The organism is Kocuria sp. TGY1127_2 (assembly GCF_013394385.1).
Classification (GTDB): Bacteria; Actinomycetota; Actinomycetes; order Actinomycetales; family Micrococcaceae; genus Rothia.
Map to the genome: position 1 here is coordinate 636,011 of NZ_AP022834.1, position 24,778 is coordinate 660,788.

Below are 24,778 nucleotides of genomic sequence, written 5' to 3' on the forward strand. Positions count from 1 at the left end.
ATCTTTGGAGCGAAAAATGTCACCCCAGACTCGTGAAGCCCAGGCACCCGGTGGAGCGCCCCGGGCCGTCATGCCCATCGCTCGGGCCGAGAACGTCAGCAAATCATATGGACAAGGCAGCAACGTCGTTTCGGCTGTCCGCAATGTCGACCTCGACGTCGCTCCAGGCGAATTCGTCGCGGTGATGGGACCGTCCGGATCGGGAAAATCCACGTTGATGCATCTCATGGCCGGACTCGAGTCCCCGAGCGGCGGACGGATGTGGATCGGAGAGCAGGAAATCACGCATCTCGACGACGCCGCACTGACCGAGATTCGGCGTCGTCGTGTCGGGTTCGTATTCCAGGCCTTCAACCTGATGCCGACCATGGACGTTCGAGAGAATATCCTGCTGCCCTTTCACCTGGACGGGCGTTCGCCGGACCGTCAAGAGCGTGCGTGGATCGAGGACCTTCTTCACCGGTTGGGACTCTCCGAGCGCGTCAACCACCGTCCTGCAGAGCTGTCGGGAGGCCAGCAACAACGAGTTGCAATTGCGCGCGCGCTGGCTACCCGACCGGCATTGATCCTGGCTGACGAGCCGACGGGCAACCTGGATTCGCGCTCGGCGCTGGAAGTCCTCCAGCTGCTGAGAATGGCCGCCCAAGAGCTCGGGCAGTCAATCGTCATGGTCACACACGATCCCAAAGCCGCGGCTCACGCCCATCGGGTGGTGTACCTGGCGGACGGCGAGATTGTTCACCAGAGCAACAGCTCCGCTCGGGCTGAGGACATCGCCCAGATGATGCTTTCCTTGGAGGTGAACTGACGTGAAAAATGCCGTGCGTGAACTGACTCACCATCCTCGACAGCACCTATCGACCCTCCTCGTTGTGGTCATCGGTTCGATGTTCGGCTCCGGCCTTATCGGGGCCGTGGGGCTGCTGCACAAAATTCTCGATCCCGGAGGCGAGGCCGAAGGAACGCTGTTGGTCATGCTCCTGTTGACTTCGATGACGTTCTTCGCGATCGCCCTGTTCGTCGCGGCGATGGTGGTGGTCAATACATTTTCCATCGTTGTCGCGGGCCGAACACAGCAGCTGGCGCTTCTTCGTTTGATCGGTGCGAAAGCCTCGACGCTGCGGCGTGCGGTAGCTTGCGAGGGGCTTCTGATCGGACTGATCGGTTCCGTCGTCGGACTCGGCCTGGGCGCCGTGACGACATGGGTTATCGCCTTGACCGCGGAGGCGAACGGCGCCGGTAGTGGTTTGCAAGTCACAGCAACCAACCCGTGGATGATTACTGCCGCCGTGCTGGTGGCCCTCACGAGTTGGATTGCCGCGTGGAACGGAGCGCGTCCGGTTCTGTCAGTCTCTCCTCTCGAAGGCTCGCGCCGAAGCGCCGAACCGGCCCTGAAGACTCTGCGCAAGCGAGTTTGGACACTCGGGCTCTCGATAGCGCTGGTCGTGTTGGGAGCATTGTTCCTCGGCGGTGGACTCATGATGGGGCTGACGGGCCCCGCGGGGGTCCTTCCCGCGGTCTTCGGAGGGTTCCTGAGCTTTGGCGGTATCGGCCTGGGATCCGCGTGGATTATGCCGCCCTTTTTCGCCCTTTCGGGAAAAGTGGTCGGTCACGGGACCTCGGGGCGGATGGCCGTCGCCAATTCGCGGCGATACCCTCTGCGCTCGGCGCGGACCTCCATGGGGCTGGTCATTGGAATCACGCTCGTGGTGATGTTCGGCACTCTCGGCTCGACCTTGAAATCGGTGGTCCAGCGTATGGCCGGTAGTGGCGAGTACCGCCCCGAGGACGTGGCAGTCGTCAACCAGATGGTCGACAACTCACTGCTCTTCGTCTACGGAATGGTCGCGTTCTCGGTGGTCATCGCCGCGATCGGGGTGGCAAACAATATGAAGTCCGCAATCCTGCAACGTCGTCGCGAGTTGGGGATGCTCCGGACCGTGGGACTGTCCACGAGTCAAATGTGGCGCATGATCTTCGGGGAAACTGCCCAACTGACGCTTTCTGCGGCATGCCTGGGCATACCTTTGGGTCTCTTCTACGGTTGGGCCGGAACCTTCTGCATGTTCGCCGCGGTCGATGGTGTCGGAGTTTTCGGACCGACACCGCCGTGGACCGTGCTCGTCTGCGTGGTCGTCGGATGCCTGGCCATTACCGGCCTCGCCACCGCACTCCCCGCGCGCCAGACAGCCAAGGAATCGCCCGTCCGGGCCCTCGCGCTGACCTAACGACGATGTGACGGGCGCCCCTCGGATCGAATTGGGGGGGCGCCCGTAGTGCGGGTTGCGGCCGAAACAGTCCTAAGCTGGATTCGCCGAACGGGGCGCACCCATTCCAGGATCGATCTGCACCGGCCCCGAGGACTGAGGACTGACATCGAAATCGAAGATTTCCGTGGGCAGATAAACGGTTGCGCAGGAATTCGGGACATCGACGACGCCTGAGAACCGGCCTTCGATCGGGGCGGCGCCCAGCAACAGGAATGCTTGTTCTGGGGAGTATCCGAACTTGGTCAGATAGTCGATCGCATGCAGGATTGCGCGCTGATAAGCCAGCTGGGAGTCCAAATAGCGTTGTTCGCCGTCGAGTGTTACGGAGGTTCCCGAGAAGGCAAGCCACTCCGAGTACTGGGGTGCAGTGCGGCCAGGCATGAAGATGGCATTTTCGCTCACGCCATAGGTCTCCATGCCGCCCTTCAGAACATCGACACGCAGATCGATGTACCCTCCCATCTCGATCGCGCCGCAGAAGGTGATCTCTCCGTCGCCTTGTGAGAAGTGCAGATCGCCGACCGACAAGTTGCCGCCCTTGACGAACACGGGATAGAAGACGCGCGAGCCTTTAGTGAAGTTCTTGATGTCCTGGTTGCCGCCGTTCTCCCGGGGAGGGGCGGTCCGAGCCGCTTCGGATGCCACACGATCATATTCCGCGCCTTCGAGCTGCCCAAGGATTGCGCTCTTGGGCTCAGGGGGAAGTGCCAGGGGCGGCAAACGGTTGGGGTCGGTTGCGATCAGATCGCCCTCCCGTTTGTTCCACTTGGCCAGAAGATCGGTGGACGGCGCGGTTCCCATCAACCCGGGATGGGTGATGCCCGTGAAACTGACTCCGGGGATATGTCTCGATGTGGCGACGTCGCCGGTGAAGTCCCAAACGGCCTTGTAGGCATCCGGAAATTGGTCGACGAGAAAGCTCCCACCGTTGTTCTTGGGGAAAATCCCTGTGTATCCCCAGCCTTGGCCTGCTAGCGGGCCGGTTTCCTGGGGAATGGGACCCAGATCCAGGATGTCCACGATCAGTAGGTCGCCGGGCTCGGCACCTTCCACGGCAAAAGGTCCTGAAAGAGCGTGGACGACGTCGATGGGTGCATCCCGGATGTCGTCGGCGGAGTCGTCGTTCTTAATCGCGCCGTCGAACCACTCGCGGCAATCCACCCGGAAGGGCTCGCCCGGCTTCAGGGTCTCGAGGGGAGGAATGTCCGGGTGCCACCGGTTGTGACCGATTTTCTCCTGTTCGGAGAATGGCTTGGCGGAGTCCAGCGGAAATAGAACCTCGGGCATGGTGTTCCTCTCGATCGAACGATGAACAGGGGCTTGAGACCTCAGGGACGAGGAAGCTTGAGGTGTCGCGGATCGTGGGAGGTATGTGGTGGGGCCTTGGGGACAGGCGGACCGGGGAGGCGGGTTACGACGTCGGGCTCATGGGCCGAGCGTTCGGCCTCACTCATTGCCGTCGCCCGGGCCGTGCCGAGTTTCGAAAGGCCGACTGGGGAGAAGATGCGCGTTGCGGTCTCGACACAGGTGCGGCACTGCCGCTCGGCGGGGACAGCGGACATAGAATGCTGGGCTTCGAAGACCCCGCAACGCGGACACCGGAACTCGTACAGCGGCATGCACACCCCAAATGATGCTGTGATCCAAAACACTAACGCCTTGAGGCTACGCCCGCCGTGATGACCGGTCAAAGGAAAAACCGCATATTACCTAGCGGGAACGAAGAAAATTCATCAATTCACCCGTGAGGCCGGGGTTGAGAACGAGCTCTTGGTTATTGAGATGGGTCACCGGTGCCAACAGGCGGACGGATGAGGTGAGCCAGACACCATCGGACTCCATCAGGTCCGTCGGGTAGAGCGGTCCGAAGCCGACCTCCCAACCTGCCTCCCGCGCTCCTTGGAAAATTGCGCCCTGAGTGGTTCCCGGAAGAATCCCCCGGTTGGGTTCCGGGGTGAAGAGTCGCAGTCGGTCGCCTTCCTGACGAGCCATGATCACGGAACTGGTCGCAGCTTCGAGAATTCGTCGATCCGAAGCCGTGAAAATGGCTTCCTGTGCGCCGAGGGACCTGACGTGTCGCAGGACGGCCATGTTGACCGCGTAGGAAAGGGTTTTGGCGCCGGCCAGAAGCCATGGGTAGGCCGTGTCTTCAGCGGGATCGTGTCCGCGTGGAAGCAGGAGCGCCTTGACGCCTTCCTCGCGTTGAGCGATGGTCGAGTCCGGTACGGAACTCACGACGACGAGCCCGTACGGACCGTCTTCCGGCGTTCCGCGACTAATGAGGAGTTTCACCGTGTGCTCGGCTCCCAGAGAAGATGGTGTGCCGTTTCCTGCGGATTTGAGAGCCAGGGCCGATGCCGATCGCCACGAGTCCTCGCTGGGATTCGGGAGGTGAAGGAGGCGGGCTGAGTTCCCGAGCCTCGTGAGATGGAGATCGAATTTGCGAATCGAACCGTCTACGGCCAGCATCGTTTCGAACACTCCGTCTCCACGCGTATAGCCTTCGTCGTCGATTCGAATCAGGGGAGTCGAGGCGTCGAGGACCGTTCCGGTCGGAGAATTCTGATCTATGCGAACAACCGTGGGTGTCATACACCTCATTAAACGCCATACCGCAAGAGCGTTGTTCGAGGACCCGCGCGGATCTTCAGATTCGCGGTTCGAAAATTCGGGACGCGAGCAGGAAAAGAACCAAGGCAATCAGACTGCAACCGACCATCATTGCCGCCATGGGGATCACCGCATTCGCGCCAGCGGCACTGACGAGCGGGGAAACGATCCCGCCCATTGTGCACTGAAGTCCGCCAACCAATGCCGAACTCGCCCCTGCGTAATCTCGACCGTGCCCGAGCGCCAACGATGTCGCATTTCCGAAGACCAGTCCTTGGGCCGCGGCGGTGACGAAGAGACACACGAGCGTTGGAACGAGGGAGAGCCCGCACAGTGCGAGGACCAGAAAAGACAGTGTCGCCACATTTGAGATGACAATGCCGCCTAACCCAATTCCTTGAGGACGGAATCTTTTCAGCAAGAGATTCGAAACCCAGGAGAAAGCTAGGATCCCGAAGGAATTGGCCGCGAAAACCAGAGCATAATGGGTGGCCGTGAGCCCGAGGTTGTTCTGCAGCACATAGGTGGAACCGGAAATGTAGGAGAACAAGGTTCCGAAGGAAAAGACGAACGCGAGCATATATGCCATATACGCAGGGCGGCGAACGACGCAGGCTATGCCGCGGCCGGAAGCCGCGAGCCCTCCTCCGTGCCGGCGGACCTTCGGCAACGATTCGGGAAACAGGAAGAACACTCCGATGGCCATCACGAGGGTCATCACCGTGAGGACCCAGAACACGGCGCGCCAGGGCGCGAATCCCAGGATGATGCCACCCAGAGTCGGGGCCAGGACCGGTGAGATCCCGTTGATCATCATCATGAAATTCATGTATCGGGCAGTCTGATGTCCTTCCGTGAGGTCGGTGATCGCTGAACGAGCCAGAACGAGTCCCGCCGCACCGGTGAATCCCATCAAGAACCGCAAGCCGATCAGGAGGTGGACAGTCGGTGCCAGCGCGCACCCCATGGTGGCCAGCACGCAAATGAATGAGCAGATCACCAAGGGACGCCGCCGGCCCCACTGATCTGATAGCGGACCGATGATAATCTGGCCCATCGCCAGGCCAGCCATGAATGCTGAGAGCGTCAGCTGGACCAGCGAGGCCGCCGTTCCGAGGTCCTGCGTCATTTGGGGGAAAGCCGCCAGATACATGTCTGTACCCAAAGGCGCTATGCCGGTGAGCGTCCCCAGCAGGATGAGGAGAGGCACCGGGATGCGCGATGCGGTGGGGTTCAATCTGACCTCACGTTTCTCAGGTTGATGGCGCCTCACGGGGCACCCTGTTGCCCGTATGCGGAAAGTGCCGCCGAATTACCGCGCGAACAGCCTATCCTCTTGCGAGGCCCACAACTGCCAATAGGGCCGGTACATGTCGCCATCGCGTTTGAGGGCACGGTACTTGCGGATATTCGCCTCGAGATGAAGCCAAACCCCGAAGTGAGGGCGCGTTTCTGGATGTCCCGGCGCGGTCGAACCGACGCCTTCGACGATGATGAGCGATGGGTCTGCGCTCAGTACTTGCGTTTCCTCCGCATAGTGATTCCGCGTCCAGTCCCAGGCTCGCCAGGTCGCGTCCTCATTGCGCATCAAGCGCTCGAGCAGCTCCGCATACATGTCGATGCCGTCTTCGAGGCCTTCCCACCCGGGATAAATGTCTTCCAGGTGGAAGAGTGCGACGGTATCTGATCCGTCTTCGGCGCGCGCACGTTCCAAGAGACGTCCAGCCAGCTTCGACTTGCCCGCACCGGAGCGCCCGTCAATCGCCACGACAAACGGTTCAGGGCCCGACGCGAGCGAGCGTGCCTGGCCGATGGCCTTCCATAAGTCCTGCTCGTCCTTCGGCAGAATCGTGTGCGAGGACATGACCCAGATCGGTTGGCGTTCGTATGCGCAATTGCGAGGATCGACCGTCATGATTCCTCGTTCCGTGCCTCCGGGTGCCGAGATGCCTCGTCGATCACGCCTTGGACGGAATCCTCGATCATTCCGAAAGTCCGATCGAAATCCGAGGCATCGCCGTACCACGGGTCATAGATGCCGATTTTTTCGACCGGCTCGCCGGCCGCGGAAGGATCGAATTCGCGCATGAGATGGATCTTGGCAGCTTGGGCCTCGTCTGCGGCCATGCGGCGGAGAGCCCTGAAATGAGGGACGTCCAGAGCCAGGATGAGGTCGTTGTCCTCCAAATCCTGGCGCGTGACCTGGCGGGCAGAATGGCCGCTGGTGTCGATGCCCAGCCGGTCCATGACTTTCCGAGCCCGAGGATCGATGGGATTTCCTTGTTCTTCGTCGCTCACACCAGCAGATGTGACGACAACGCCACTCAGCCCGGCGTCCTGCGCCGCGTTGCGTACTAGGTATTCGGCCATGGGGGAGCGGCAGATATTGCCGGTGCAAACGGTAACAATGCGATACATGGTCACCACGTTACCGGGGCCGGGCGGCGACATGTGAGTTCAGCGCCGATCACGCTCCACAAGGATGGACGTGTTCTGCGATGTCCGGACCATTGCTACGTAGAACTCGAGGGTCACGCGGAACAGAATAATGTACACGAACGCCACGACGGCCCCGAGGATCAGGAAAATGAGTCCAACCCACGCGTTTTCCGCGAATCCCACAATAACCGAAAAGAGCCAGCCCAGGCCGATCACGACCAAGCCGATGACGTAGATGACCGAGGCAAACTTGATGGTCACGAAATGACGGAACGAAAGGTCGAACATGGCCTGGAAGAATCCCGGCTCACCCTGGCCCCGCGGTTGTCCGTAGCCTGGTTGGCCGTAACCCTGTTGCTGCGGCTGCCCCGGTTGTCCCGGATATCCATTCTGTTGGGGGTAATTCGGCTGACCCTGAGGGTTCTGTCCGTAACCCTGACCGTGTGGAGCCTGTCCGTAGCCGCGAGAGGAGTTCTGCGGCGGCTGCCACGGTCCGTCGGACTGATGGGGATCCTGATGGGATTTCGAATTGTCCGCCCTCGACCCGTTCCCATTATTCGACGAATTGCCCTGCTGGTTTGATTCCTCGTGCTCGTGATCAGACATGGTCAATACTCCCTGTACTTTTGAATTCTCATAAGTTAAGGCAAGTCACTCGCGTAAAAGTGCCATGTGATCAGTCTATTCATTGAACTGTCGCAAATCACCGTCTCGCCGTGAATTTCCTGTCTGCGAGATCGAAACACTGTTAGATGTCTTTTGGATTACATACGCTTGGAAAAATGCACAATCGCTCCGAAATAGCGGGCAAGAAAGGTCTGATCATGAGTCATCATCCCGGCAACGAGCCCAACGAGCCCAACGAGCCCAACGAGCCCAACGAGCCCAACGAGCCCAACGAGCCCAACGAGCCCAACGAGCCCAATGAGCCCAATTGGGGTCCGTTGCGACCTCCCGGTCCCAACCAGCCCAACACGTCGCATGAGACGGGTTACCCACCGACGGATTTTCAGCAATTTCCCCCAGGTGCGCACCCCGGACGTCAGGTGTACGGGGAGGGACAGCGAAAATCTCGCAAAGGTTTGATCCTTGGTCTGTCTATAGGTGGCGGCGTGATCGTCATAGCCCTGGTCGTCATCCTCGCCCTCGTGTTCGCCGGAGTGCTGGGCGGGCGCAAGATCAATGATGAGGGCGATTTTCGGGACAAGGTGCAGAATCTTGGATCCGCTCAGGGGGCGGGGCAATGCAGTGATCTGGACAAGACGCTGCTGAACTCTGTTCTGCCTAAGGAGAACTTCCCTGATGACGCTCAGGTGTATGTCTGCTCGAATATCGATCTGAGCGACTTCCAGGCCCTGTCTGGTGCGAAGGAGGACAGCAAGCTCATCGTCGGCATCTATTCCGAACACGAGGCCGATGTGAAGTCGTCATTGAGCGATGCACTGAATGCCCCGGTCATGGATGAGGACAAAGGCGAATGGGGTCTCGAGGGTAACCACTGGGCCGCCATCGGCAATGCCGGAACGGCCGATGATGCCAAGAAGGAGCTCGGCGGGAAGGAGTGGTGATCGGTTTCCGGCCACGTCCGTAACCTGGGCGGTCTTCTGTAAATAAAGTTGAGTCGACTTCGCTCAAGTCTCTTGACATTCTTCCGAGAAGTGGCAGACTTGAGTCAGGACAACTCAAGAAGTGAGACCTCCGGGTGCGCAAGATCGATGGCCTCCCCTGCGGAAGCAGCGTCGTGAGTGCCGGAATGTGCCCCGGTTTTCGGACTACGTAAGGAGAAAAACCATATGTCACGTGCAGTAGGCATTGACCTCGGTACCACCAACTCTGTGGTTGCCGTACTCGAGGGCGGCGAGCCCGTCGTCATCGCGAACGCCGAGGGCGCTCGCACCACTCCGTCGGTTGTTGCATTCGGCAAGGACGGCGAGACCCTGGTCGGCGACATCGCCAAGCGCCAGGCAGTGACCAACGTGGATCGCACCATTTCTTCGGTGAAGCGCCACATGGGCACCGACTGGAACACCGACATCGACGGTAAGAAGTACACCCCGCAGGAAATCTCGGCACGTACCCTGCAGAAGCTCAAGGGCGACGCCGAGTCCTTCCTCAATGACACCGTGACCGACGCCGTCATCACCGTTCCCGCCTACTTCAACGACGCCGAACGCCAGGCCACCAAGGAAGCCGGCGAGATCGCCGGACTCAACGTCCTGCGTATCGTCAATGAGCCCACTGCGGCTGCTCTGGCCTACGGGCTGGACAAGGGCAACGAAGATGAGCTCATCCTGGTCTTCGACCTCGGTGGCGGCACCTTCGACGTCTCCTTGCTGGAAGTCGGCAAGGACGAGGACGGGTTCTCGACGATTCAGGTTCGCTCGACTTCGGGTGACAACCGCCTTGGCGGTGACGACTGGGACCAGCGCATCGTCGACTGGCTTCTCGAGCAGGTCAAGTCCAAGACAGGCGCGGATCTGTCCAAGGACAAGATTGCTTTGCAGCGTCTCCGCGAGGCAGCCGAGCAGGCCAAGAAGGAACTGTCCTCGGCCTCGTCGACCAACATTTCGTTGCAATACCTCTCGGTGACCTCCGACGGCCCGGTTCACCTGGACGAGAAGCTTTCCCGCGCGAAGTTCCAGGACCTGACTCAGGACCTTCTGGACCGCGTGAAGAAGCCTTTCAACGACGTCATCAAGGAAGCCGGTATCAAGGTTGCTGATATTGCGCACATCGTGCTCGTCGGTGGTTCGACCCGTATGCCGGCGGTCGTCGAAGAGGTCAAGAAGCTGGCCGGCGGACAGGAACCCAATAAGGGCGTGAACCCGGATGAGGTCGTGGCCATGGGCGCTGCCCTGCAGGCCGGTGTGCTCAAGGGCGACCGCAAGGACGTCCTGTTGATCGACGTGACCCCGCTGTCGCTGGGCATCGAGACCAAGGGCGGTGTGATGACCAAGCTCATCGAGCGCAACACGGCCATCCCGACGCGTCGTTCCGAGACCTTCACAACCGCAGAGGACAACCAGCCCTCCGTGTCGATCCAGGTTTTCCAGGGTGAGCGTGAGTTCACCCGTGACAACAAGTCGCTCGGCACCTTCGAGCTGACCGGTATCGCTCCGGCCCCTCGTGGTGTCCCGCAGGTTGAGGTGACCTTCGACATCGACGCCAACGGCATCGTGAACGTCTCCGCGAAGGACAAGGGCACCGGCACCGAGCAGTCGATGACCATCACCGGCGGTACCTCGTTGTCCAAGGAAGACATCGACCGCATGGTCAAGGACGCAGAGGCCAACGCCGAGTCGGACAAGGCCCGTCGTGAGGCCGCAGATCTGCGCAACAACGCGGAGTCCAGCGCTTACCAGATCGAGAAGCTCCTCAAGGACAACGAGGACAAGGTCTCCGAGGACATCAAGACCGAGGTTCAGGGAGACGTCGACGAGGTCAAGAAGGCCCTTGAGGGCGACGACGACGACGCGGTCAAGTCCGCATTCGAGAAGCTTCAGGCTTCTCAGACCAAGCTCGGCGAAGCGATCTACTCGCAGGCGCAGGCTGGAGCCGAGACGGAGGACACCTCCGAGGCGAACGCCGATGCCAATGACGAGGATGTCGTCGACGCCGAGGTCATTGACGATGAGGATGAAAAGAAGAACTAATGACTGAGCCGAACAACACCAATAACCCTGAGGGAAACGACCCGCTGGAGGACGCCTTCAACGCTCCCGACGCGGAAGGGGCTCCCGAGGCGGAGACCGCCGAGGGTGTAGGTGCTGAGGCTGACGGTCAGGACGGGTCCGCGGCGGAGGCCGCCGCGGACCCCTCCGAGGCGGAGCCCATACAGGACCCTGCAACGGAGGCTGAGAGGACCGCGAACGAGCGCCTCGAGGATCTGCGCCGTCTGCAAGCCGAATTCGTGAACTTCAAGAACCGGTCCCAGAAAGAACGGGACCAGCTTCGACAGTTCGTGGTCGCCGACGTGGTGAGTTCCTTGCTCCCCGTCATCGACGATATCGATGCGGCTCGCAAGGCGGGCGATCTGGAGGACGGGCCGTTCGCGTCGATCGCCAACAAGTTCGAGGACGCGCTGACGAAGCACGGCTTGGAGCGTTATGGCGATACCGGCGAAGAGTTCGATCCCAAGGTCCACGAAGCCGTGATGCAGCAGCCCACGAGCGAGGTCCAACCCGACCACGTGTCCATGGTTTTCCGCAGCGGATACCGGGTCCAGGACCGCGTTCTGCGTCCTGCCCAGGTTGCTGTGGCGGTAGCCGAGGGCTGACCAGAGGCCCGACCGGCGGTCTCGGCCCAGCCGCACCGCCTCCAGCGAATCGACGCCGGGGCACCGAACCTCTGCCTCTGTGGCGGGGGAGGGCCTCGGCGTCGTTCGTTTCCACTATTTTGAGATATACAAGAGCGGAAGAGAACACACCACGCAACGCTTTGAAAGGAGGCGTCAATGGCTAGCGAAAATTGGCTAGAAAAAGACTTCTACAAGGTTCTGGGCGTCTCCAAGGATGCCAGCGAAGCCGACATCAAGAAGGCTTACCGCAAACTCGCGCGCAAGTATCACCCGGATCAGAACCCCGGGGACGAGGCCGCAGAGAAAAAATTCAAAGAGGTCTCCGAGGCCAATACGGTCCTTTCTGACCCCGAACAGCGCAAACAGTACGATGCCATCCGTGCCATGGGCTCGGGAGCTCGATTCAGCGCTGGTTCTGGCGGGCAAGGCGGCCCGGGGGGACCTGCCGGTGCCGGTGGGTTCGAGGACCTCTTCGGGGATATGTTCGGTGGCGGCCGAACGCGGACCACGTACGGCGGCAGCCCGTTCGGCGGCGCGGGCGGGCCTCGCGTGCAGTACGGCTCCTCCGGTGGGGATCCTTTTGCGGACCTGTTCGGAGGAGGCGGCAACTTCGGTGGCCAGAACCCGTTCGGCGCCCAACAACAGGCGCCCCGTAACCCCGACGTCGAGGCCAGCGTGACCATTGACTTCGGTCAGTCCCTGGAGGGCGCCAAAGTCAAGGTCAACCGTCCCGATCAACGCAGCACGACTATTCGTCTGCCCGAGGGCGTGCGTGATGGCCAGAAAGTCCGCCTTCGCGGCAAAGGAAGCATCGGTCCGGGCGGCAAGTCTGATCTGATCGTCACGGTGCACGTCCGCCCGCACGAGTTGTACGAACGGGATGGAGACAACCTCACGGTCCGTGTTCCCGTTTCCTACGAGGAAGCGGCACTTGGCACGGTCCTGTCCGTGCCGACCACCGACGGATCAACAGTTCGCCTGCGTCTCAAGGCCGGCCAGGAGCCCGGCACCAGAATGCGTGTCAAAGGCCGAGGCGTGAAGACGAAGAAGCACACCGGCGACCTCTACGTGATTCCGGAGATTCAGGTGCCCCAGGACCTGTCCCCGGAGGCCGAAGAGGCGCTCAAGAAATTCACAGAGCTGGCCTCCCAAGGCGATCCGAGGGCCGGCCTGGCGGAGAAGGCAAAGGTCGTGTAACCCATGCAATTCGGCGACGTGAACCAACCACTCTTCGTGATCTCGGTTGCGGCCGAGCTCGCGGAGATGCACCCGCAAACGCTTCGGCAGTATGACCGGCTCGGTTTGGTGACACCGTCGCGGCTACCGGGGCGCGCGCGACGCTATTCGCAGAAGGACGTCGTCCGGCTCCGGCAGATCCAGCAACTGTCCCACGAAGGGGTCTCCCTCGAGGGAATCAAGCGGGTTCTCCAATTGGAGAACCAAGTCGACGCGTTGCAAGCCCGAGTCAGAGAGCTCACGCAGGAGTTGCAGGACGCCCAGGACCGACTGGAAGAATCCTCCCGGGTATTTGCCGCGACGATCGGCGGCGACGTCGTGAAGCTGGGCCGTGGTCAACGTCCCAGCGCCAAAACACCCAGTAAGGCGCTGGCTATCGCTAGGCCCCAGCTTCCGTATCGGTAAGGCTTCAGCGTCGGGAATCGACAGGCGGTGCCGCCTCATCAACGACGACGATAGGCGAGGTCGTGCGCTCTGCGTCCGGCCTCGCCTGCTTTGCGCTCGAAACTTGTGAGGACGCGCCCTTCCCAGCGTGGAGCCCATCCGCCGTGGGGATCCTCTTCGGTTGCGCCTTCGCCTGCATACAAATTGTCGAAGTCCGGTGCGGCTTCCATGACTTCGCGCATCACCCAGGCGTACTCTTCCCAATCGGTGGCCAGACGCCAGATACCGCCCGGTTTGAGAACGCGCGCGACTTTTTCGGTGAATCCGGGCGAGACCAGGCGGCGCTTGTGGTGGCGCGACTTGTGCCAGGGGTCCGGAAAGAAGACCCAGATTTCGTCCACTGAATCCGGCTCAAGCAGATTCTCGAGCACCTCGGGAGCGTTCGCCTGGACGCAGCGGACGTTGGTGATCTCGGCCTGTCCCATCTTGAGGAGCAAGTCTGCGATTCCGGGTTTGTAGACCTCGACGGCAAGATAGTCATTCTCCGGATGCTCGCTCGCAGCGTGAACGATGGCCTCGCCCAGTCCGGAACCGATTTCCACGACGAGAGGCGCTTTTCTCCCGTAGATCGCTTCATGGTTGAATTCGGCGGACTCGGCCACCGATGTATCCGTTATCTCACGAGGAACATCCAGGACGTGTGTCGGAGCGTAGGTGTCCCATGCCTTCTGGCGGCGAGCAGTGAGTCGGTCGCCTCGTCGGACGAAAGAGTAAGGCTGGCGATGGAATTTCTGGGGGACGTCGCTCAAGGATGCTCCGGTGATCTGATGGGGCGGCAGGGTTGCGGTGGCCCGATGAGCTCCCGCGCGCTGACGTATGTCGCGGAAGGATCCGTGGATCAACCGGGCCGCCGCATCAGCTTATCGCACGCCCTTCAGCCGCCCCCGACGCCTGCGGGTTCTTCGCTCGCATCCTCCGGGGCTTCCGGGTGGGACAGGGTCGAGTGCTTCTGTGACAAATCGACCTGATGGTCGATCTGCGCGTCCAGGGCACCGAGGTCGGAGCCCATGAACTCGTCAATCTCTGCGGTACTGGCCTCGAAATCCGGGTCGTGCCGCAGATAATGGCGGGTCTCCCGAACCACGAGGCCGGACAGAATAATGAGTCCGATGAGGTTCGGGATCGCCATAATGCCGTTCATGACGTCCGAGAATTTCCAGACCAGAGTCAAGGGGGCCAATGCTCCGAAACCGCAGGCAATAGCGAAAATGACCCTGTAAGTCGTGATCCCGAAGGTGCCCCCGCCGAGGCGCTCGATGCACCGTTCTCCGTAGTAGGCCCAACCCAGAACGGTCGAGTACCCCAGAAGCACCAGACAGACAGTCACCACCGCTCCGCCCCAGTTGCCTGGCAAACCCGTCGCGAAAGCATGAGAGGTCATGACGTCAGGATCGTCCTTCTCCCACACGCCGGTGGTGATGATCACGAATCCAGTGATCGAGATAACAACAAGTGTGTCCACGAAAGTCTGCGTCATCGAGACGAGGCCCTGGCGGACGGGATGGGAAGTTTGCGCGATCGACGAGGGGATCGATGCCGTGCCCATGCCTGACTCGTTGGAGAACAAGGAGCGGGCGACCCCGATCTGGATCGTCATCAGCAGAGAACCGACGATCCCTCCTCCGACGCCGTGGGGAGTCAGAGCATTTCCGAAGATCAGGGCGATGGCCTGCGGGATCCCTTCGTAGTTGACGCCAATGATGTAGAGGCCCCCGAAGACGTAGAGCGCAATCATGAGAGGCACGCAGAACACCGTGATCTTGGATATGGACTTGATGCCTCCGAGCAGGGCGATCAGCGTCATGATCCCGATGACCACGGCGGTGACCCATGGCGCCACGGAGAAAGTATTGTCCAGGTTTGCCGCAATGGCATTGGACTGCGTCATGTTGCCGACGCCGAAAGTCGCAACGACGGCACATGCAGCGAATGTGACGGAGAGAAGCCACCCGAATCTGTTGGGTATGCCTCGGACGAGGTAAACCTGCGGCCCTCCCGTCAGCTCTCCCTTCTTGTCCCGGGTGCGGAAGCGTACTCCGAGGAAACATTCGCTGTATTTGGACGCCATCCCGACCAGCGCGGTCACCCACATCCAGAACAGTGCGCCCGGACCGCCCATGTGGATCGAGAGTGCTACACCTACTATGTTGCCCGTGCCCACCGTAGCGCCCAAGGCCGTTGCCATGGCTTGGTAGGAGGAGATTTCGCCCTTTTCCCCGCTTTGCCGGCTACGTCGTCCGAAGGCCAGCGACATCGCCTTTCCGAAATAGCGGAGTTGGATACCCGAAAGTCTGAAAGTCAGGAACACTCCGGTACCGAGGAGAAGCGGCAAGAGTAACCATGGGCCCCAGACGAAGTTGTCGACCGCGTTGATGATGGAACTGATGTGTTCCACTAGAATTCCTCGTTCCAGGCAAGATACTCGATATAGTCGCTAGTCAGCGACACTTTCCGACGCTTTTCGCAGGCTGATATGAGGGTAGCAATACTTGCTGGCCCGGCCCATATTGTGCGGTCGTTCGGGTGTCTGGGCCTGTCGCGCACACAAAACGCCGCCCATACGTTCCCGAACTGCTGTCCGAAAAACGCGTGGGCGGCGTCCTGGGTCGTCGACGTCTAAGGCTACTTCTTCTTGGCCTTCTTCTTGCCCTTGCCCTGGAGAATCAGCGCGAGGGCGATCGCGGCGATCCACGAATCCTTGGCAACGGCGGTACCAGCCTGGGATGGGCGGATGCCGTCGTCCTCGGTCATCTCCTCGGTCTTGAAATACATGGCCAACAGGCCACCGGCGAATGCGCCCAGAGCCAGGCCGGCAAGGCGGCTGGGGATCACGGGGGTGACCAGTGCGCCGCCGACAGCGAGTTCGGAGTACGCGATGGCCTTGCCGAACGTGGCCGCGTCAAGATCCTTGACGGCGGGAAATGCGTTGGCGGCCATGGACTGCAACTGGCCGGCGGTCTGCTCGTCGAGGTTCAGCTTGCCGTATCCGGAGTTGAGGATGAATGCACCGGGAACAGCGCGGAGAACCGCGTTGGGGAGGGAAAAGGCCATGATCATTTCCTTTCTTAAGGTTTATAGGTCCGGGCTGATCAGTGTTTATATTGACGCAACCCACCTGATTCCAACTCTATACCGTGGCCGCACGGTCGCGTTAGGAATCCGTCACACGGTCTGGGTCAGGCCGGACGTGGGGCGAACAGACCGCGGAGTGCTTCGAGGGTCAGGTCCTCGTGGTTCAGGTGAATGCTCCCTTGATCGGGCCCGACCGGTTGCATCCCCGGGACGACGATCGTTTTCATCCCTGCCGCCATAGCGCTCGCGACACCGGAGGGGGAATCCTCCACGGCGACGCTGTCTTCGGGGTCGACGCCGAGACGCTGCGCGGCCATGAGGTAGGGCTGCGGATTCGGCTTGGGGTCGGTGACGTCTTCGTTACCGATCACGGTGCGGATCAAACCTTCCGGGGCCCGGCCCGCAGTCATATTCGCGATTTCCGCGGTGGCATTGGTGACGATCGCCGTCGGAATCCGTGCTTGGGCCAGTTCTTCGAGAAGATCGGAGATGCCGGGAAGGAACGGTACCTCGGTTTGCGAGATGATCTCGCGGGCGTCGGTGGTCAATCGTGCCAGTAGCTCCGGCTTGGACAGGGGAATGCCGAGTTCTTGCAGGCGAATGAGCGTGTCCGTCATCGGGCGGCCCAAGCAAGCGAGGGTGTCTTCTTCCGTCCATGTCTTGCCGAACTGGACGGCCAGGTCAGATTTGGACTGGGCCCACAAAGGCTCGGTGTCCACCAGAGTGCCGTCGTGGTCGAAGAAAATTGCTGCGGGGAGAGAAGAAGTCATGCCAATAGCCTACTGGTGCCCGTATCACCCACATGGGGTGGGAGGATCCCGCGATTCGTGGACGTTTGAATACCCGAATCTGCCACTCCGTGCCGGAGCCGCATCTCATACACTGGTCTTGTGAGTTCTGCCGAATCCGTTGCCCGTCCCGCTGAAGCCCTAGCCCCGTCCGGTCAGTTGCCCGGGAGGCGGGATGCAGCATTGCTGCGCATATCGTCCTGGATCGGATTCCCGATGGCGTTGGTCGGGGCCATCTGGGTCACGACCGGGCGATCGCTCTTCGGTGCCGGTGGCACGCTCGTCGGGACCTTCCTGGTCAGCGTCGGACCGTTGTATCTGGTAGTCATGCTCCTGGCGTCATGGCGGATGTATACGGATGCGAATCGGTACGAAGCTCGCTCGACGTCTGGGATGCTCGCCTCGATCCAGGCATTGACCTGGATCTTGGCCGGGGTTTTCGGATTCCTGATCCCTGACCGCGTGAACGGCGAGACTGTCTCTGCCCTCTCCCAAGTTTTCGGCCATGACCTCGTTGGGCTTTCGGCTGGATTCGGCAACACCTTCGCGATTCTGACCTTCGTGGGAGCATTTGCGACGCTCATCATCGCGATCAACCATGAGCGATACAGCGCCCGAAAATCCAGCGGTCGGCCCGCGACAGAGGACGAGGTTCTGGACGCGATGAATTACAACGACGGCGAGTACTGAAGAGCGCGGTGTCGGCAGGAGTGAAGACCCGAGAATCCCGCCGAATCACTGCAAAACCTGTGGAAAACGTTTTGGGAATCCCTGTACAGCCGAACTTGAGCGTAGTAGACTCAAGTTAGCTGAACACCTCAGACGCAATCCATTAGTGACTAGCAAAGGAGCCCATCTTGGATACTAAATTCACCACCAAGAGCCAAGAGGCTCTGAACGCCGCAAACATGAACGCTCAGACTGCGGGGAACCCTCAGATCGAGCCAGCACACATCCTCAAGGCGCTTCTCGACCAGCGCGAAGGAGTTGCCGTTGCGGTGCTCAAATCTCTCGGCATCGACATCGACGCGCTCTCGGCGCAGGCCAGTGATCTGATTAAGAAATTGCCCTCGTCCTCCGGGTCTTCGGTCGCTCAAGCGCAATTCTCGCGCCAGTCGCTCAAAGCGATCCAGAATGCGCAGGAGGCCGGAACCAAGCTGGGTGACGACTACATCTCCACGGAGGTTCTCCTCCTCGGTCTGGCCCAGGTGTCAGATACCGAGGCCGCCCGTGCCGTGGCCGATGCTGGTGCAACGGTTGACGCGATTGAGAAGACCCTTCCCTCCGTACGCGGGGACCAGAACGTTTCGTCGCCGGATCCGGAAGGGACGTTTCAGTCCCTCGAGAAGTACGGTACGGACCTGACCGCCGTCGCGCGCTCCGGAAAACTGGACCCGGTGATCGGACGCGATTCCGAGATCCGCCGAGTGGTGCAGGTTCTATCGCGCCGTACCAAGAACAACCCCGTGCTCATTGGTGAACCGGGCGTCGGGAAGACCTCCGTCGTGGAGGGCCTGGCCCAGCGGATGGTTTCGGGTGACGTGCCGGAGTCCTTGAGGGGCAAGAGTCTCATTTCCCTGGATCTCGGCTCGATGATCGCCGGTGCCAAATATCGTGGCGAGTTCGAAGAACGTCTTAAGGCGGTTCTCGACGAGATCAAGAAGTCCGAAGGACAGATCGTCACCTTCATCGACGAGTTGCACACCCTCGTGGGTGCCGGTGCGAGCGAAGGCTCGATGGACGCCGGGAATATGCTCAAGCCAATGCTCGCCCGTGGGGAGCTGCGCCTCATCGGTGCAACCACGTTGGACGAGTACCGGGAGAACATCGAGAAGGACGCCGCGCTCGAGCGTCGATTCCAGCAGGTTTACGTGGGTGAGCCTACCGTGGAAGATACCGTCGGGATTCTTCGCGGGCTGAAGGAGCGCTACGAGGCCCACCACAAGGTGCAGATCGCCGACTCCGCGCTGGTTGCCGCCGCCTCGTTGTCGAATCGGTACATCACGGGGCGTCAGCTGCCGGACAAAGCGATCGACCTCGTGGATGAGGCCGCTTCGCGTCTGCGGATGGAGATCGACTCGGCCCCTGAGGAGATCGACGAGCTCCGCCGCGCCGTGGACCGCATGACCATGGAAGAGCTGGCTCTGTCCAATGAGAAGGATCCGGCGTCGATCGAGCGGTTGGAGGCTCTCCGTGTGGACCTGGCCGACAAGAGAGAAGAGCTCTCGGCGCTGAACGCGCGGTGGGAGGCCGAAAAGGCTGGTCTGAACCGTGTGGGTGACATCAAGACCCAAATCGACGAGATGCGCTCGCAAGCCGAAGTGGCGCAGCGAGAAGGCAACCTGGCCGAGGCTTCCCGACTCCTGTACGGGGAGATCCCCGCGAAACAGCAGGAGCTCGATGCGGCTCAAAAGGAAGAGAATCAGCAGCAGACCGCCAAGGAAACGATGGTCTCCGAGGAAGTCACTGCCGACGACATCGCGGAGGTCATCTCCAACTGGACGGGAATCCCGGCCGGCAGAATGCTTCAGGGCGAATCCGAGAAGCTGCTCAATATGGAATCCGAACTGGGGAAGCGTCTCATCGGGCAGAAGACTGCCGTGGGCGCCGTGGCAGACGCCGTTCGTCGTTCGCGTGCCGGTGTCGCGGATCCGGATCGTCCGATCGGCTCGTTCCTGTTCCTTGGGCCTACAGGTGTAGGCAAGACGGAACTGGCGAAGTCGCTCGCGGAATTCCAGTTCGATGACGAACACGCTTTGGTTCGCATCGACATGAGCGAGTATTCGGAAAAGCATTCCGTGTCCCGTTTGGTCGGTGCGCCTCCCGGATACGTCGGATACGAGGAAGGCGGGCAACTGACCGAGTCCGTGCGACGTCGTCCGTATTCCGTGGTTCTCCTGGACGAAGTGGAGAAAGCCCACCCCGAGGTATTCGACATCCTGCTTCAGGTTCTCGACGACGGCCGCCTGACCGACGGCCAGGGCCGAACCGTCGATTTCCGGAATGTGATCCTGATCCTGACCTCGAACCTCGGGAGCCAATTCTTGGTCGACCAGACCCTGGACGACAAGGAAAAGCACGAGGCCGTCATGAACGTGGTCAACGCGTCCTTCAAACCCGAGTTCCTGAACCGACTGGACGAGATCATCATGTTCGATCCGCTCTCGAGCGAGGACCTGTCCAAGATCGTGAGCCTCCAGGTCCAAGCGATGGGCAAACGCCTGGGCGACAAGAGGCTTTCCCTGGACGTCACGCCCGCGGCGACCGAATGGCTGGGGATGACCGGGTACGACCCGGCGTACGGCGCGCGGCCTTTGCGCCGACTGGTGCAACGGGAAATCGGCGACCGTTTGGCCAAGGGAATCCTGTCCGGAGACATTCACGACGGCGACGTCGTCCACGTGGACGTCAATCCGGACGTCGCCGCGGACGGGCTAACGGTGACGTCGAGCCGCTAGGATCCCGCCCGCCAGCAGACCGAGGCAGAGCTGGTCTCTTGCCGCCAGTAACATTCGATCGGCACGAAGGCACCGGTTGTGTCCGCAACCGGTGCCTTCGTCACGTTTGTTGTCGATCGACTCTGCTTCGAAGCAGCTTAGAGGGTACGCCAGTGCATTCCGACGTGGTCGGGGCCGACCGAATTGATATCCGGGATGCCCATGAGCTGGAGGGTTCTCTGCATCTCGTTACGGAAAATAGACAGTCCGCGCTCGACGCCTTCCGCACCGCCAGCCATGAGGCCGTAGAGGTACGCGCGGCCGATCAGGGCGGCATCGGCACCCAAAGCGACGGCCGCGACAACGTCCGCGCCGGACATGATTCCCGTATCGATCAGAATGGTTGCGTCTTCGCCCAGGCGCTGGCGCACCTTGGGGAGCATAAGGAGCGGAACAGGGGCGCGATCCAGCTGACGGCCACCGTGGTTCGACAGCACAATCCCGTCTGCCCCAGCCTCGACCGCACGCTCGGCGTCCTCCGGGGTCTGGATGCCCTTGACGATCAAATGCCCGTTCCACTGGGAACGAAGCCACCTCAATTCGCTGATGTCGAGACTTGGATCGAACATGTCCCCAATCGTTGCGAGGCTGTGGCTCGGTGTCCCTCCGAAATTCGTGAAGCCCAGCGGGGCAGTGGTCAGGAAATTGATCCACCACTCCGGTCGGTAGGAAGCATTGAGGAATGTCTTGGGTGTGAGCCTGGGCGGAAAGGACATGCCATTGCGCGCGTCGCGGTGGCGTGCACCGGCGACCGGTGTATCCACCGTTACGAGCAAGGTGTCGAAGCCTGCTTGTGCAGCTCTGTCCACGAGTGAGAAGGAGGTATCCCGATCTTCCTTCCAGAGGTAGAGCTGGAACCATGTGCGCCCGTCTTGGCCCGCTTCGGCGACGCGTTCGATCGTCTCGGTTCCCATCGTCGACAACGAAAACGGGATCCCAGCCGCATGGGCTGCACGCACGCCCGCAATTTCGCCTTCGCTGTGCATCATGCGCGTGAAACCAGTCGGTGCGATCGCCAAAGGCATCGAGGCCTCGGAGCCGCAGACGGTCGTCGCGAGGCTCACATCGGAAACGTCGCGCAGGACCTGCGGGTGGAAGACCAAATCGTCATAGGTCCGCCGGGCCCGACCGAGGGACAGCTCGCGCTCTGCCGCGCCATCCACATAATCGAAGGGGCCCTTGGGTGTGCGGCGGCGAGCGATCTCGCGAAGGTCCCATATATCCTGGGCACGTTCGAGGCGGTGAGCTCGTCTGTCCACGCGCAGGCCTTCGAGCTTAATGAAATCCTTGAGCATCTGACGGTCCGGGAACTGCCTGGTCAGCGGGGCCAGACGGTTCTTCGTGGCGGATTTCATGGACATGGCTCTTCTCTTCCTCGAGCGGGTCTGGGCTTACACCCTAGTCTTTGCGCAGCGCCAAACACCTGTGAGGAGCTCATGGACGTCCGATACTGTGGGAGTGTGACTTCTCCAGCCCCCGACGCCGCGGATCGCCTCGGCAACGCGCATCAAGCGGCACTTCGTTCCATCGCCAGGGTGGTGGATGAAACGGCAACGGCGACACCGGAGAGAGAAGCCCGCGAAGGCATCGCCCACCTTCTCCGGCAGGGGCCGGTGCTGGTCGTCACGGGAGCCGGGGTTTCGACGGGGTCCGGGATACCGGACTACAGGGGACCGAAGGGTTCCCTCCGACGACATCGCCCCATGACGTACCAGGAATTCCGTCATGACCCGGATGCGTCGCACCGCTACTGGGCCAGATCATTCGTCGGCTGGCGCCTCATGAATCAAGCCGCACCCAATGTTGTGCACTACACCCTGGCGGAGCTCGAGCAGGAAGGCCTCGTGGGTGGCGTCGTGACACAGAATGTCGACGGGCTCCATGCGCAGGCCGGCAGCAAGAGCCTCGTGCAGTTGCACGGGGACCTCGGCCGGGTTGCGTGTCTCGTCTGCGGGCACACGGAAGATCGGCGTGCCCTCGACCTCCGCCTCAAGGATGCGAATCCGGGCTACCTGGAATCCATTACCCTGGATCCGAGCCTGGTGAACCCGGACGGCGACGTCGAGCTCACGGGGGAATGGGTCGAACGTTTTCACATGGTCGGTTGCATCGTATGCGGCTCGACGCTCCTCAAGCCCGACGTCGTGTACTTCGGTGAGCCCGTGCCGACCGTTCGGAAGCAGGCCGCTCGTGAGATGCTCGCCGCGTGCACGTCCGTTCTCGTGGCGGGGTCGTCGCTGGCCGTCATGAGCGGATTGCGCATCGTCCTGGACGGTTTGCGGCAAGGAAAGCCATTGGCCGTCATCAATGGTGGCCCCGGGCGCGCGGATACGAGGGCCACTTACCTCTGGCGGAGCCCGGTGGAACCGGCCTTTCTCTCGCTGCTCGATGAGCTGGGACTATAGCGCTTTCTTCCAGGGCTGAACCGGATGCCCGTGTCACGTACGTTCCTCGGTGAGCATACTACTGACAAACCATGTACCCTTAACAGACGGAAGATTGACGGATATTCCGGTGCCGCATTGTGTGCCCATCACAGTGCCGCCGCCGGAGCGAGCGATAAGAGGGGGTCACGCCATGGGGCGCGGCCGTCAGAAGGCTAAGGCAACGAGGCAGGCGCGGGAGATCAAATACTTCAGCCCGCAAACCGATTATTCGGCGCTCGAACGAGAACTTAGCGCGGCGAAGGATCGGCGAGCCGAGCGAGACGATGTCCACTCGAATGAGGACGAGTACTCGGGTTATGCAGACGAGTACGGTGACGATTCCACAGAGGATCGATAAGCTCATTCGGGCGTTGGCGCCTGCCACCCAATCGTCAGAAGCGCACCGGTTGACCACGTCAACCGGTGCGCTTCTGTTTAATATTCTGTTTGAGCCGAGCCAGCAGACGGCGCCCCCACCACAATGGTGCAAGCGCCGTCCGCGAAGCGGGTCTGAGGTCTAGCTGTAGGAGCCCACCATGCGGACCGCGCCACCGTTGACGCCTTTGGCTCCCTGGACGTAGTCGGGCCCCTTGTCTGCGGGCGGATCCGCTTGAGCGACGGTTCCCAGCGTCCACGAATTCACCCCGCGATCGTTGAGGTGCCTCACGGCGTCGTCCGCCACGGACGGATCTATGATCGCGATCATGCCCACACCGAGGTTCAGCGTACGTTCCAGGTCCGGTTCCGGAACTTTGCCCAACTCGGCGATGACGCGGAAAATCGCGGGGATCTCCCAAGAGGCCCGATCCACGCGGGCCTCGAGACCCTGCGGGAGAACGCGGGCCAGATTGGCCGCGAGGCCCCCGCCGGTGACATGAGAGAATCCGCGGACGCCGTGACCGAGCTGGCCGTCTTCGCCCAATACCGGGAAGGTGCGCGCCAGATCGAGAACGTCTGCGGCGTAGACCCGGGTCGGTTCCAACAGCTCTTCGCCCAAGGTGCGGCCGAATTCGGAGACCTCCCGGTCCAGGGACCAGCCGGCGAGATTGATGACCTTGCGGACCAGTGAATAGCCGTTCGAGTGGATGCCGGAAGAAGCCATGCCGATTACGACGTCGCCCTCGCGCACGCGATCCGGTCCGAGAAGCTCGTCAGCTTCGACGATTCCGGTGGCCGCACCGGCGACGTCGTACTCATGCTCGCCCAGGAGGCCCGGATGCTCCGCGGTTTCCCCGCCGACCAGGGCGGTTTCTGCCACGGAACATGCAGAAGCGATTCCTCGTACGATATCCGCGATGCGCTCGGGAACCACGCGGCCGCAGGCTATGTAATCGGTCATGTACAGGGGCTTGGCACCAACGACGACGATGTCGTCTACTACCATGCCGACCAGGTCGTAACCAATCGTGTCGTGAATATCCAGAGCCTGGGCGATCGCCACTTTGGTTCCCACGCCGTCCGTCGACGTCGCAAGGTATGGCTTCCGGTATTGCGTCAGGGCCGAGATGTCGAAGAGTCCCGCAAAGCCGCCGACACCGCCGACGACGCCTTGTTTGTGGGTCTGCTTGACGGCTTCTTTCATGAGCTCGACGGCACGATCGCCGGCCTCGACATCGACGCCTGCGCTCGCGTACGTCAGGCCCGCGGTGGTCTGGTGGGGTTGAGCCATCTATGGTCCTTTGAGATCGGTGGGGTGCTG

At 61.3% G+C, this 24,778-nt stretch carries 24 protein-coding genes; 11 read left to right on the forward strand and 13 right to left on the reverse strand.

The genetic code is table 11. The features are described 5' to 3' along the window. Nucleotides 1-16: 16 nt before the first annotated feature. Nucleotides 17-808 (forward strand): ABC transporter ATP-binding protein, encoded by a 792-nt coding sequence (locus tag sake_RS02820; RefSeq protein ID WP_371811919.1) that lies wholly within the window; start codon nt 17-19, stop codon nt 806-808. 1 nt (nt 809) lies between these two features. Beyond that, entirely contained in the window at nt 810-2,228 is a 1,419-nt protein-coding gene (locus sake_RS02825) for an FtsX family ABC transporter permease (protein ID WP_129358948.1), read from the forward strand. A 72-nt stretch (nt 2,229-2,300) separates the two neighbouring features. On the opposite strand, the gene fmdA is transcribed toward sake_RS02825, so the two are convergent. From fmdA to sake_RS02860, 7 genes are all read right to left on the reverse strand, one after another. Next, complete coding sequence (gene fmdA / locus sake_RS02830; protein ID WP_178945414.1) at nt 2,301-3,557, reverse strand: formamidase; 1,257 nt, start codon at nt 3,555-3,557, stop codon at nt 2,301-2,303. Between the two features lie 41 nt (nt 3,558-3,598). Next, nucleotides 3,599-3,889, reverse strand: a complete 291-nt coding sequence (locus tag sake_RS02835; protein ID WP_178945415.1) for an FmdB family zinc ribbon protein — start codon at nt 3,887-3,889, stop codon at nt 3,599-3,601. A 91-nt stretch (nt 3,890-3,980) separates the two neighbouring features. Continuing rightward, nucleotides 3,981-4,862, reverse strand: coding sequence for an aminotransferase class IV (locus sake_RS02840; RefSeq protein WP_178945416.1), 882 nt, complete (start codon nt 4,860-4,862; stop codon nt 3,981-3,983). 55 nt (nt 4,863-4,917) lie between these two features. Continuing rightward, a complete protein-coding gene (locus tag sake_RS02845) occupies nt 4,918-6,153 on the reverse strand; it encodes a multidrug effflux MFS transporter (RefSeq protein WP_178945417.1) in 1,236 nt (411 codons plus the stop codon). 39 nt (nt 6,154-6,192) lie between these two features. Next, on the reverse strand, nt 6,193-6,795 hold the full coding sequence (locus sake_RS02850) for a hypothetical protein (protein WP_178945418.1): 603 nt from the start codon (nt 6,793-6,795) through the stop codon (nt 6,193-6,195). Beyond that, nucleotides 6,792-7,298, reverse strand: a complete 507-nt coding sequence (locus sake_RS02855; protein WP_129358960.1) for a low molecular weight protein-tyrosine-phosphatase — start codon at nt 7,296-7,298, stop codon at nt 6,792-6,794. Before sake_RS02855 ends, sake_RS02850 begins: the two co-directional genes overlap by 4 nt. A gap of 39 nt (nt 7,299-7,337) precedes the next feature. Next, a complete protein-coding gene (locus tag sake_RS02860; RefSeq protein ID WP_129358962.1) occupies nt 7,338-7,925 on the reverse strand; it encodes a DUF4282 domain-containing protein in 588 nt (195 codons plus the stop codon). Between the two features lie 218 nt (nt 7,926-8,143). Here sake_RS02860 and sake_RS02865 point away from each other — a divergent pair, with 218 nt between their 5' ends. From sake_RS02865 to sake_RS02885, 5 genes are all read left to right on the forward strand, one after another. Beyond that, nucleotides 8,144-8,887, forward strand: coding sequence for a hypothetical protein (locus sake_RS02865; RefSeq protein WP_178945419.1), 744 nt, complete (start codon nt 8,144-8,146; stop codon nt 8,885-8,887). Between the two features lie 225 nt (nt 8,888-9,112). Continuing rightward, nucleotides 9,113-10,972, forward strand: a complete 1,860-nt coding sequence (gene dnaK, locus sake_RS02870) for a molecular chaperone DnaK (RefSeq protein ID WP_129657298.1) — start codon at nt 9,113-9,115, stop codon at nt 10,970-10,972. Further along, nucleotides 10,972-11,595: a nucleotide exchange factor GrpE gene (locus sake_RS02875; protein ID WP_129358969.1), complete on the forward strand. Its 624-nt coding sequence runs from the start codon at nt 10,972-10,974 to the stop codon at nt 11,593-11,595. Before dnaK ends, sake_RS02875 begins: the two co-directional genes overlap by 1 nt. 177 nt (nt 11,596-11,772) lie before the next feature. Further along, the gene (locus sake_RS02880; protein ID WP_129358971.1) at nt 11,773-12,813 is read left to right on the forward strand and encodes a DnaJ C-terminal domain-containing protein; all 1,041 of its coding nucleotides are present in this window, start codon (nt 11,773-11,775) and stop codon (nt 12,811-12,813) included. A 3-nt stretch (nt 12,814-12,816) separates the two neighbouring features. Next, a complete protein-coding gene (locus tag sake_RS02885) occupies nt 12,817-13,257 on the forward strand; it encodes a heat shock protein transcriptional repressor HspR (RefSeq protein WP_129358974.1) in 441 nt (146 codons plus the stop codon). 38 nt (nt 13,258-13,295) lie between these two features. Here the strand turns inward: sake_RS02885 and trmB are convergent, their stop codons facing one another. The 4 genes from trmB to sake_RS02905 form a co-directional block, all read right to left on the reverse strand. Continuing rightward, nucleotides 13,296-14,075 (reverse strand): tRNA (guanosine(46)-N7)-methyltransferase TrmB, encoded by a 780-nt coding sequence (trmB, locus tag sake_RS02890; RefSeq protein ID WP_129359422.1) that lies wholly within the window; start codon nt 14,073-14,075, stop codon nt 13,296-13,298. 95 nt (nt 14,076-14,170) lie between these two features. Beyond that, the gene (locus sake_RS02895; protein ID WP_178945420.1) at nt 14,171-15,691 is read right to left on the reverse strand and encodes a sodium:alanine symporter family protein; all 1,521 of its coding nucleotides are present in this window, start codon (nt 15,689-15,691) and stop codon (nt 14,171-14,173) included. A gap of 227 nt (nt 15,692-15,918) precedes the next feature. Then, entirely contained in the window at nt 15,919-16,347 is a 429-nt protein-coding gene (locus sake_RS02900; RefSeq protein WP_129358978.1) for a hypothetical protein, read from the reverse strand. Between the two features lie 125 nt (nt 16,348-16,472). After that, nucleotides 16,473-17,138, reverse strand: a complete 666-nt coding sequence (locus sake_RS02905) for an HAD family phosphatase (protein WP_178945421.1) — start codon at nt 17,136-17,138, stop codon at nt 16,473-16,475. Between the two features lie 120 nt (nt 17,139-17,258). Here sake_RS02905 and sake_RS02910 point away from each other — a divergent pair, with 120 nt between their 5' ends. Further along, entirely contained in the window at nt 17,259-17,846 is a 588-nt protein-coding gene (locus sake_RS02910) for a hypothetical protein (protein WP_129358982.1), read from the forward strand. A 167-nt stretch (nt 17,847-18,013) separates the two neighbouring features. Continuing rightward, complete coding sequence (gene clpB, locus sake_RS02915; RefSeq protein ID WP_129358984.1) at nt 18,014-20,614, forward strand: ATP-dependent chaperone ClpB; 2,601 nt, start codon at nt 18,014-18,016, stop codon at nt 20,612-20,614. 137 nt (nt 20,615-20,751) lie between these two features. On the opposite strand, the gene sake_RS02920 is transcribed toward clpB, so the two are convergent. Continuing rightward, nucleotides 20,752-22,014, reverse strand: coding sequence for an alpha-hydroxy acid oxidase (locus sake_RS02920; protein WP_197964450.1), 1,263 nt, complete (start codon nt 22,012-22,014; stop codon nt 20,752-20,754). A 99-nt stretch (nt 22,015-22,113) separates the two neighbouring features. On the opposite strand from sake_RS02920, the gene sake_RS02925 reads away from it, so the two are divergent. Beyond that, the gene (locus sake_RS02925; protein WP_243155729.1) at nt 22,114-23,058 is read left to right on the forward strand and encodes a Sir2 family NAD-dependent protein deacetylase; all 945 of its coding nucleotides are present in this window, start codon (nt 22,114-22,116) and stop codon (nt 23,056-23,058) included. Between the two features lie 172 nt (nt 23,059-23,230). Then, nucleotides 23,231-23,437 carry a DUF3073 domain-containing protein gene (locus sake_RS02930; RefSeq protein ID WP_178945423.1) on the forward strand — a complete coding sequence of 69 codons (207 nt, stop codon included), beginning with the start codon at nt 23,231-23,233 and terminating at the stop codon, nt 23,435-23,437. Nucleotides 23,438-23,596: 159 nt separating this feature from the next. Here the strand turns inward: sake_RS02930 and purM are convergent, their stop codons facing one another. Beyond that, nucleotides 23,597-24,748: a phosphoribosylformylglycinamidine cyclo-ligase gene (gene purM / locus sake_RS02935; protein WP_129358992.1), complete on the reverse strand. Its 1,152-nt coding sequence runs from the start codon at nt 24,746-24,748 to the stop codon at nt 23,597-23,599. Nucleotides 24,749-24,778 lie beyond the last annotated feature (30 nt).

Bases quoted from the DNA above. Each gene is read 5' to 3' on its own strand.
- sake_RS02875 (WP_129358969.1), top strand. From the start codon at position 10,972: ATGACTGAGCCGAACAACACCAATAACCCTGAGGGAAACGACCCGCTG.
- fmdA (WP_178945414.1), bottom strand. From the start codon at position 3,557: ATGCCCGAGGTTCTATTTCCGCTGGACTCCGCCAAGCCATTCTCCGAA.
- sake_RS02850 (WP_178945418.1), bottom strand. From the start codon at position 6,795: ATGACGGTCGATCCTCGCAATTGCGCATACGAACGCCAACCGATCTGG.
- sake_RS02860 (WP_129358962.1), bottom strand. From the start codon at position 7,925: ATGTCTGATCACGAGCACGAGGAATCAAACCAGCAGGGCAATTCGTCG.
- sake_RS02865 (WP_178945419.1), top strand. From the start codon at position 8,144: ATGAGTCATCATCCCGGCAACGAGCCCAACGAGCCCAACGAGCCCAAC.
- sake_RS02820 (WP_371811919.1), top strand. From the start codon at position 17: ATGTCACCCCAGACTCGTGAAGCCCAGGCACCCGGTGGAGCGCCCCGG.
- sake_RS02905 (WP_178945421.1), bottom strand. From the start codon at position 17,138: ATGACTTCTTCTCTCCCCGCAGCAATTTTCTTCGACCACGACGGCACT.
- purM (WP_129358992.1), bottom strand. From the start codon at position 24,748: ATGGCTCAACCCCACCAGACCACCGCGGGCCTGACGTACGCGAGCGCA.
- sake_RS02855 (WP_129358960.1), bottom strand. From the start codon at position 7,298: ATGTATCGCATTGTTACCGTTTGCACCGGCAATATCTGCCGCTCCCCC.
- sake_RS02835 (WP_178945415.1), bottom strand. From the start codon at position 3,889: ATGCCGCTGTACGAGTTCCGGTGTCCGCGTTGCGGGGTCTTCGAAGCC.
- sake_RS02900 (WP_129358978.1), bottom strand. From the start codon at position 16,347: ATGGCCTTTTCCCTCCCCAACGCGGTTCTCCGCGCTGTTCCCGGTGCA.
- sake_RS02885 (WP_129358974.1), top strand. From the start codon at position 12,817: ATGCAATTCGGCGACGTGAACCAACCACTCTTCGTGATCTCGGTTGCG.
- sake_RS02880 (WP_129358971.1), top strand. From the start codon at position 11,773: ATGGCTAGCGAAAATTGGCTAGAAAAAGACTTCTACAAGGTTCTGGGC.
- sake_RS02930 (WP_178945423.1), top strand. From the start codon at position 23,231: ATGGGGCGCGGCCGTCAGAAGGCTAAGGCAACGAGGCAGGCGCGGGAG.
- sake_RS02920 (WP_197964450.1), bottom strand. From the start codon at position 22,014: ATGTCCATGAAATCCGCCACGAAGAACCGTCTGGCCCCGCTGACCAGG.
- dnaK (WP_129657298.1), top strand. From the start codon at position 9,113: ATGTCACGTGCAGTAGGCATTGACCTCGGTACCACCAACTCTGTGGTT.
- sake_RS02840 (WP_178945416.1), bottom strand. From the start codon at position 4,862: ATGACACCCACGGTTGTTCGCATAGATCAGAATTCTCCGACCGGAACG.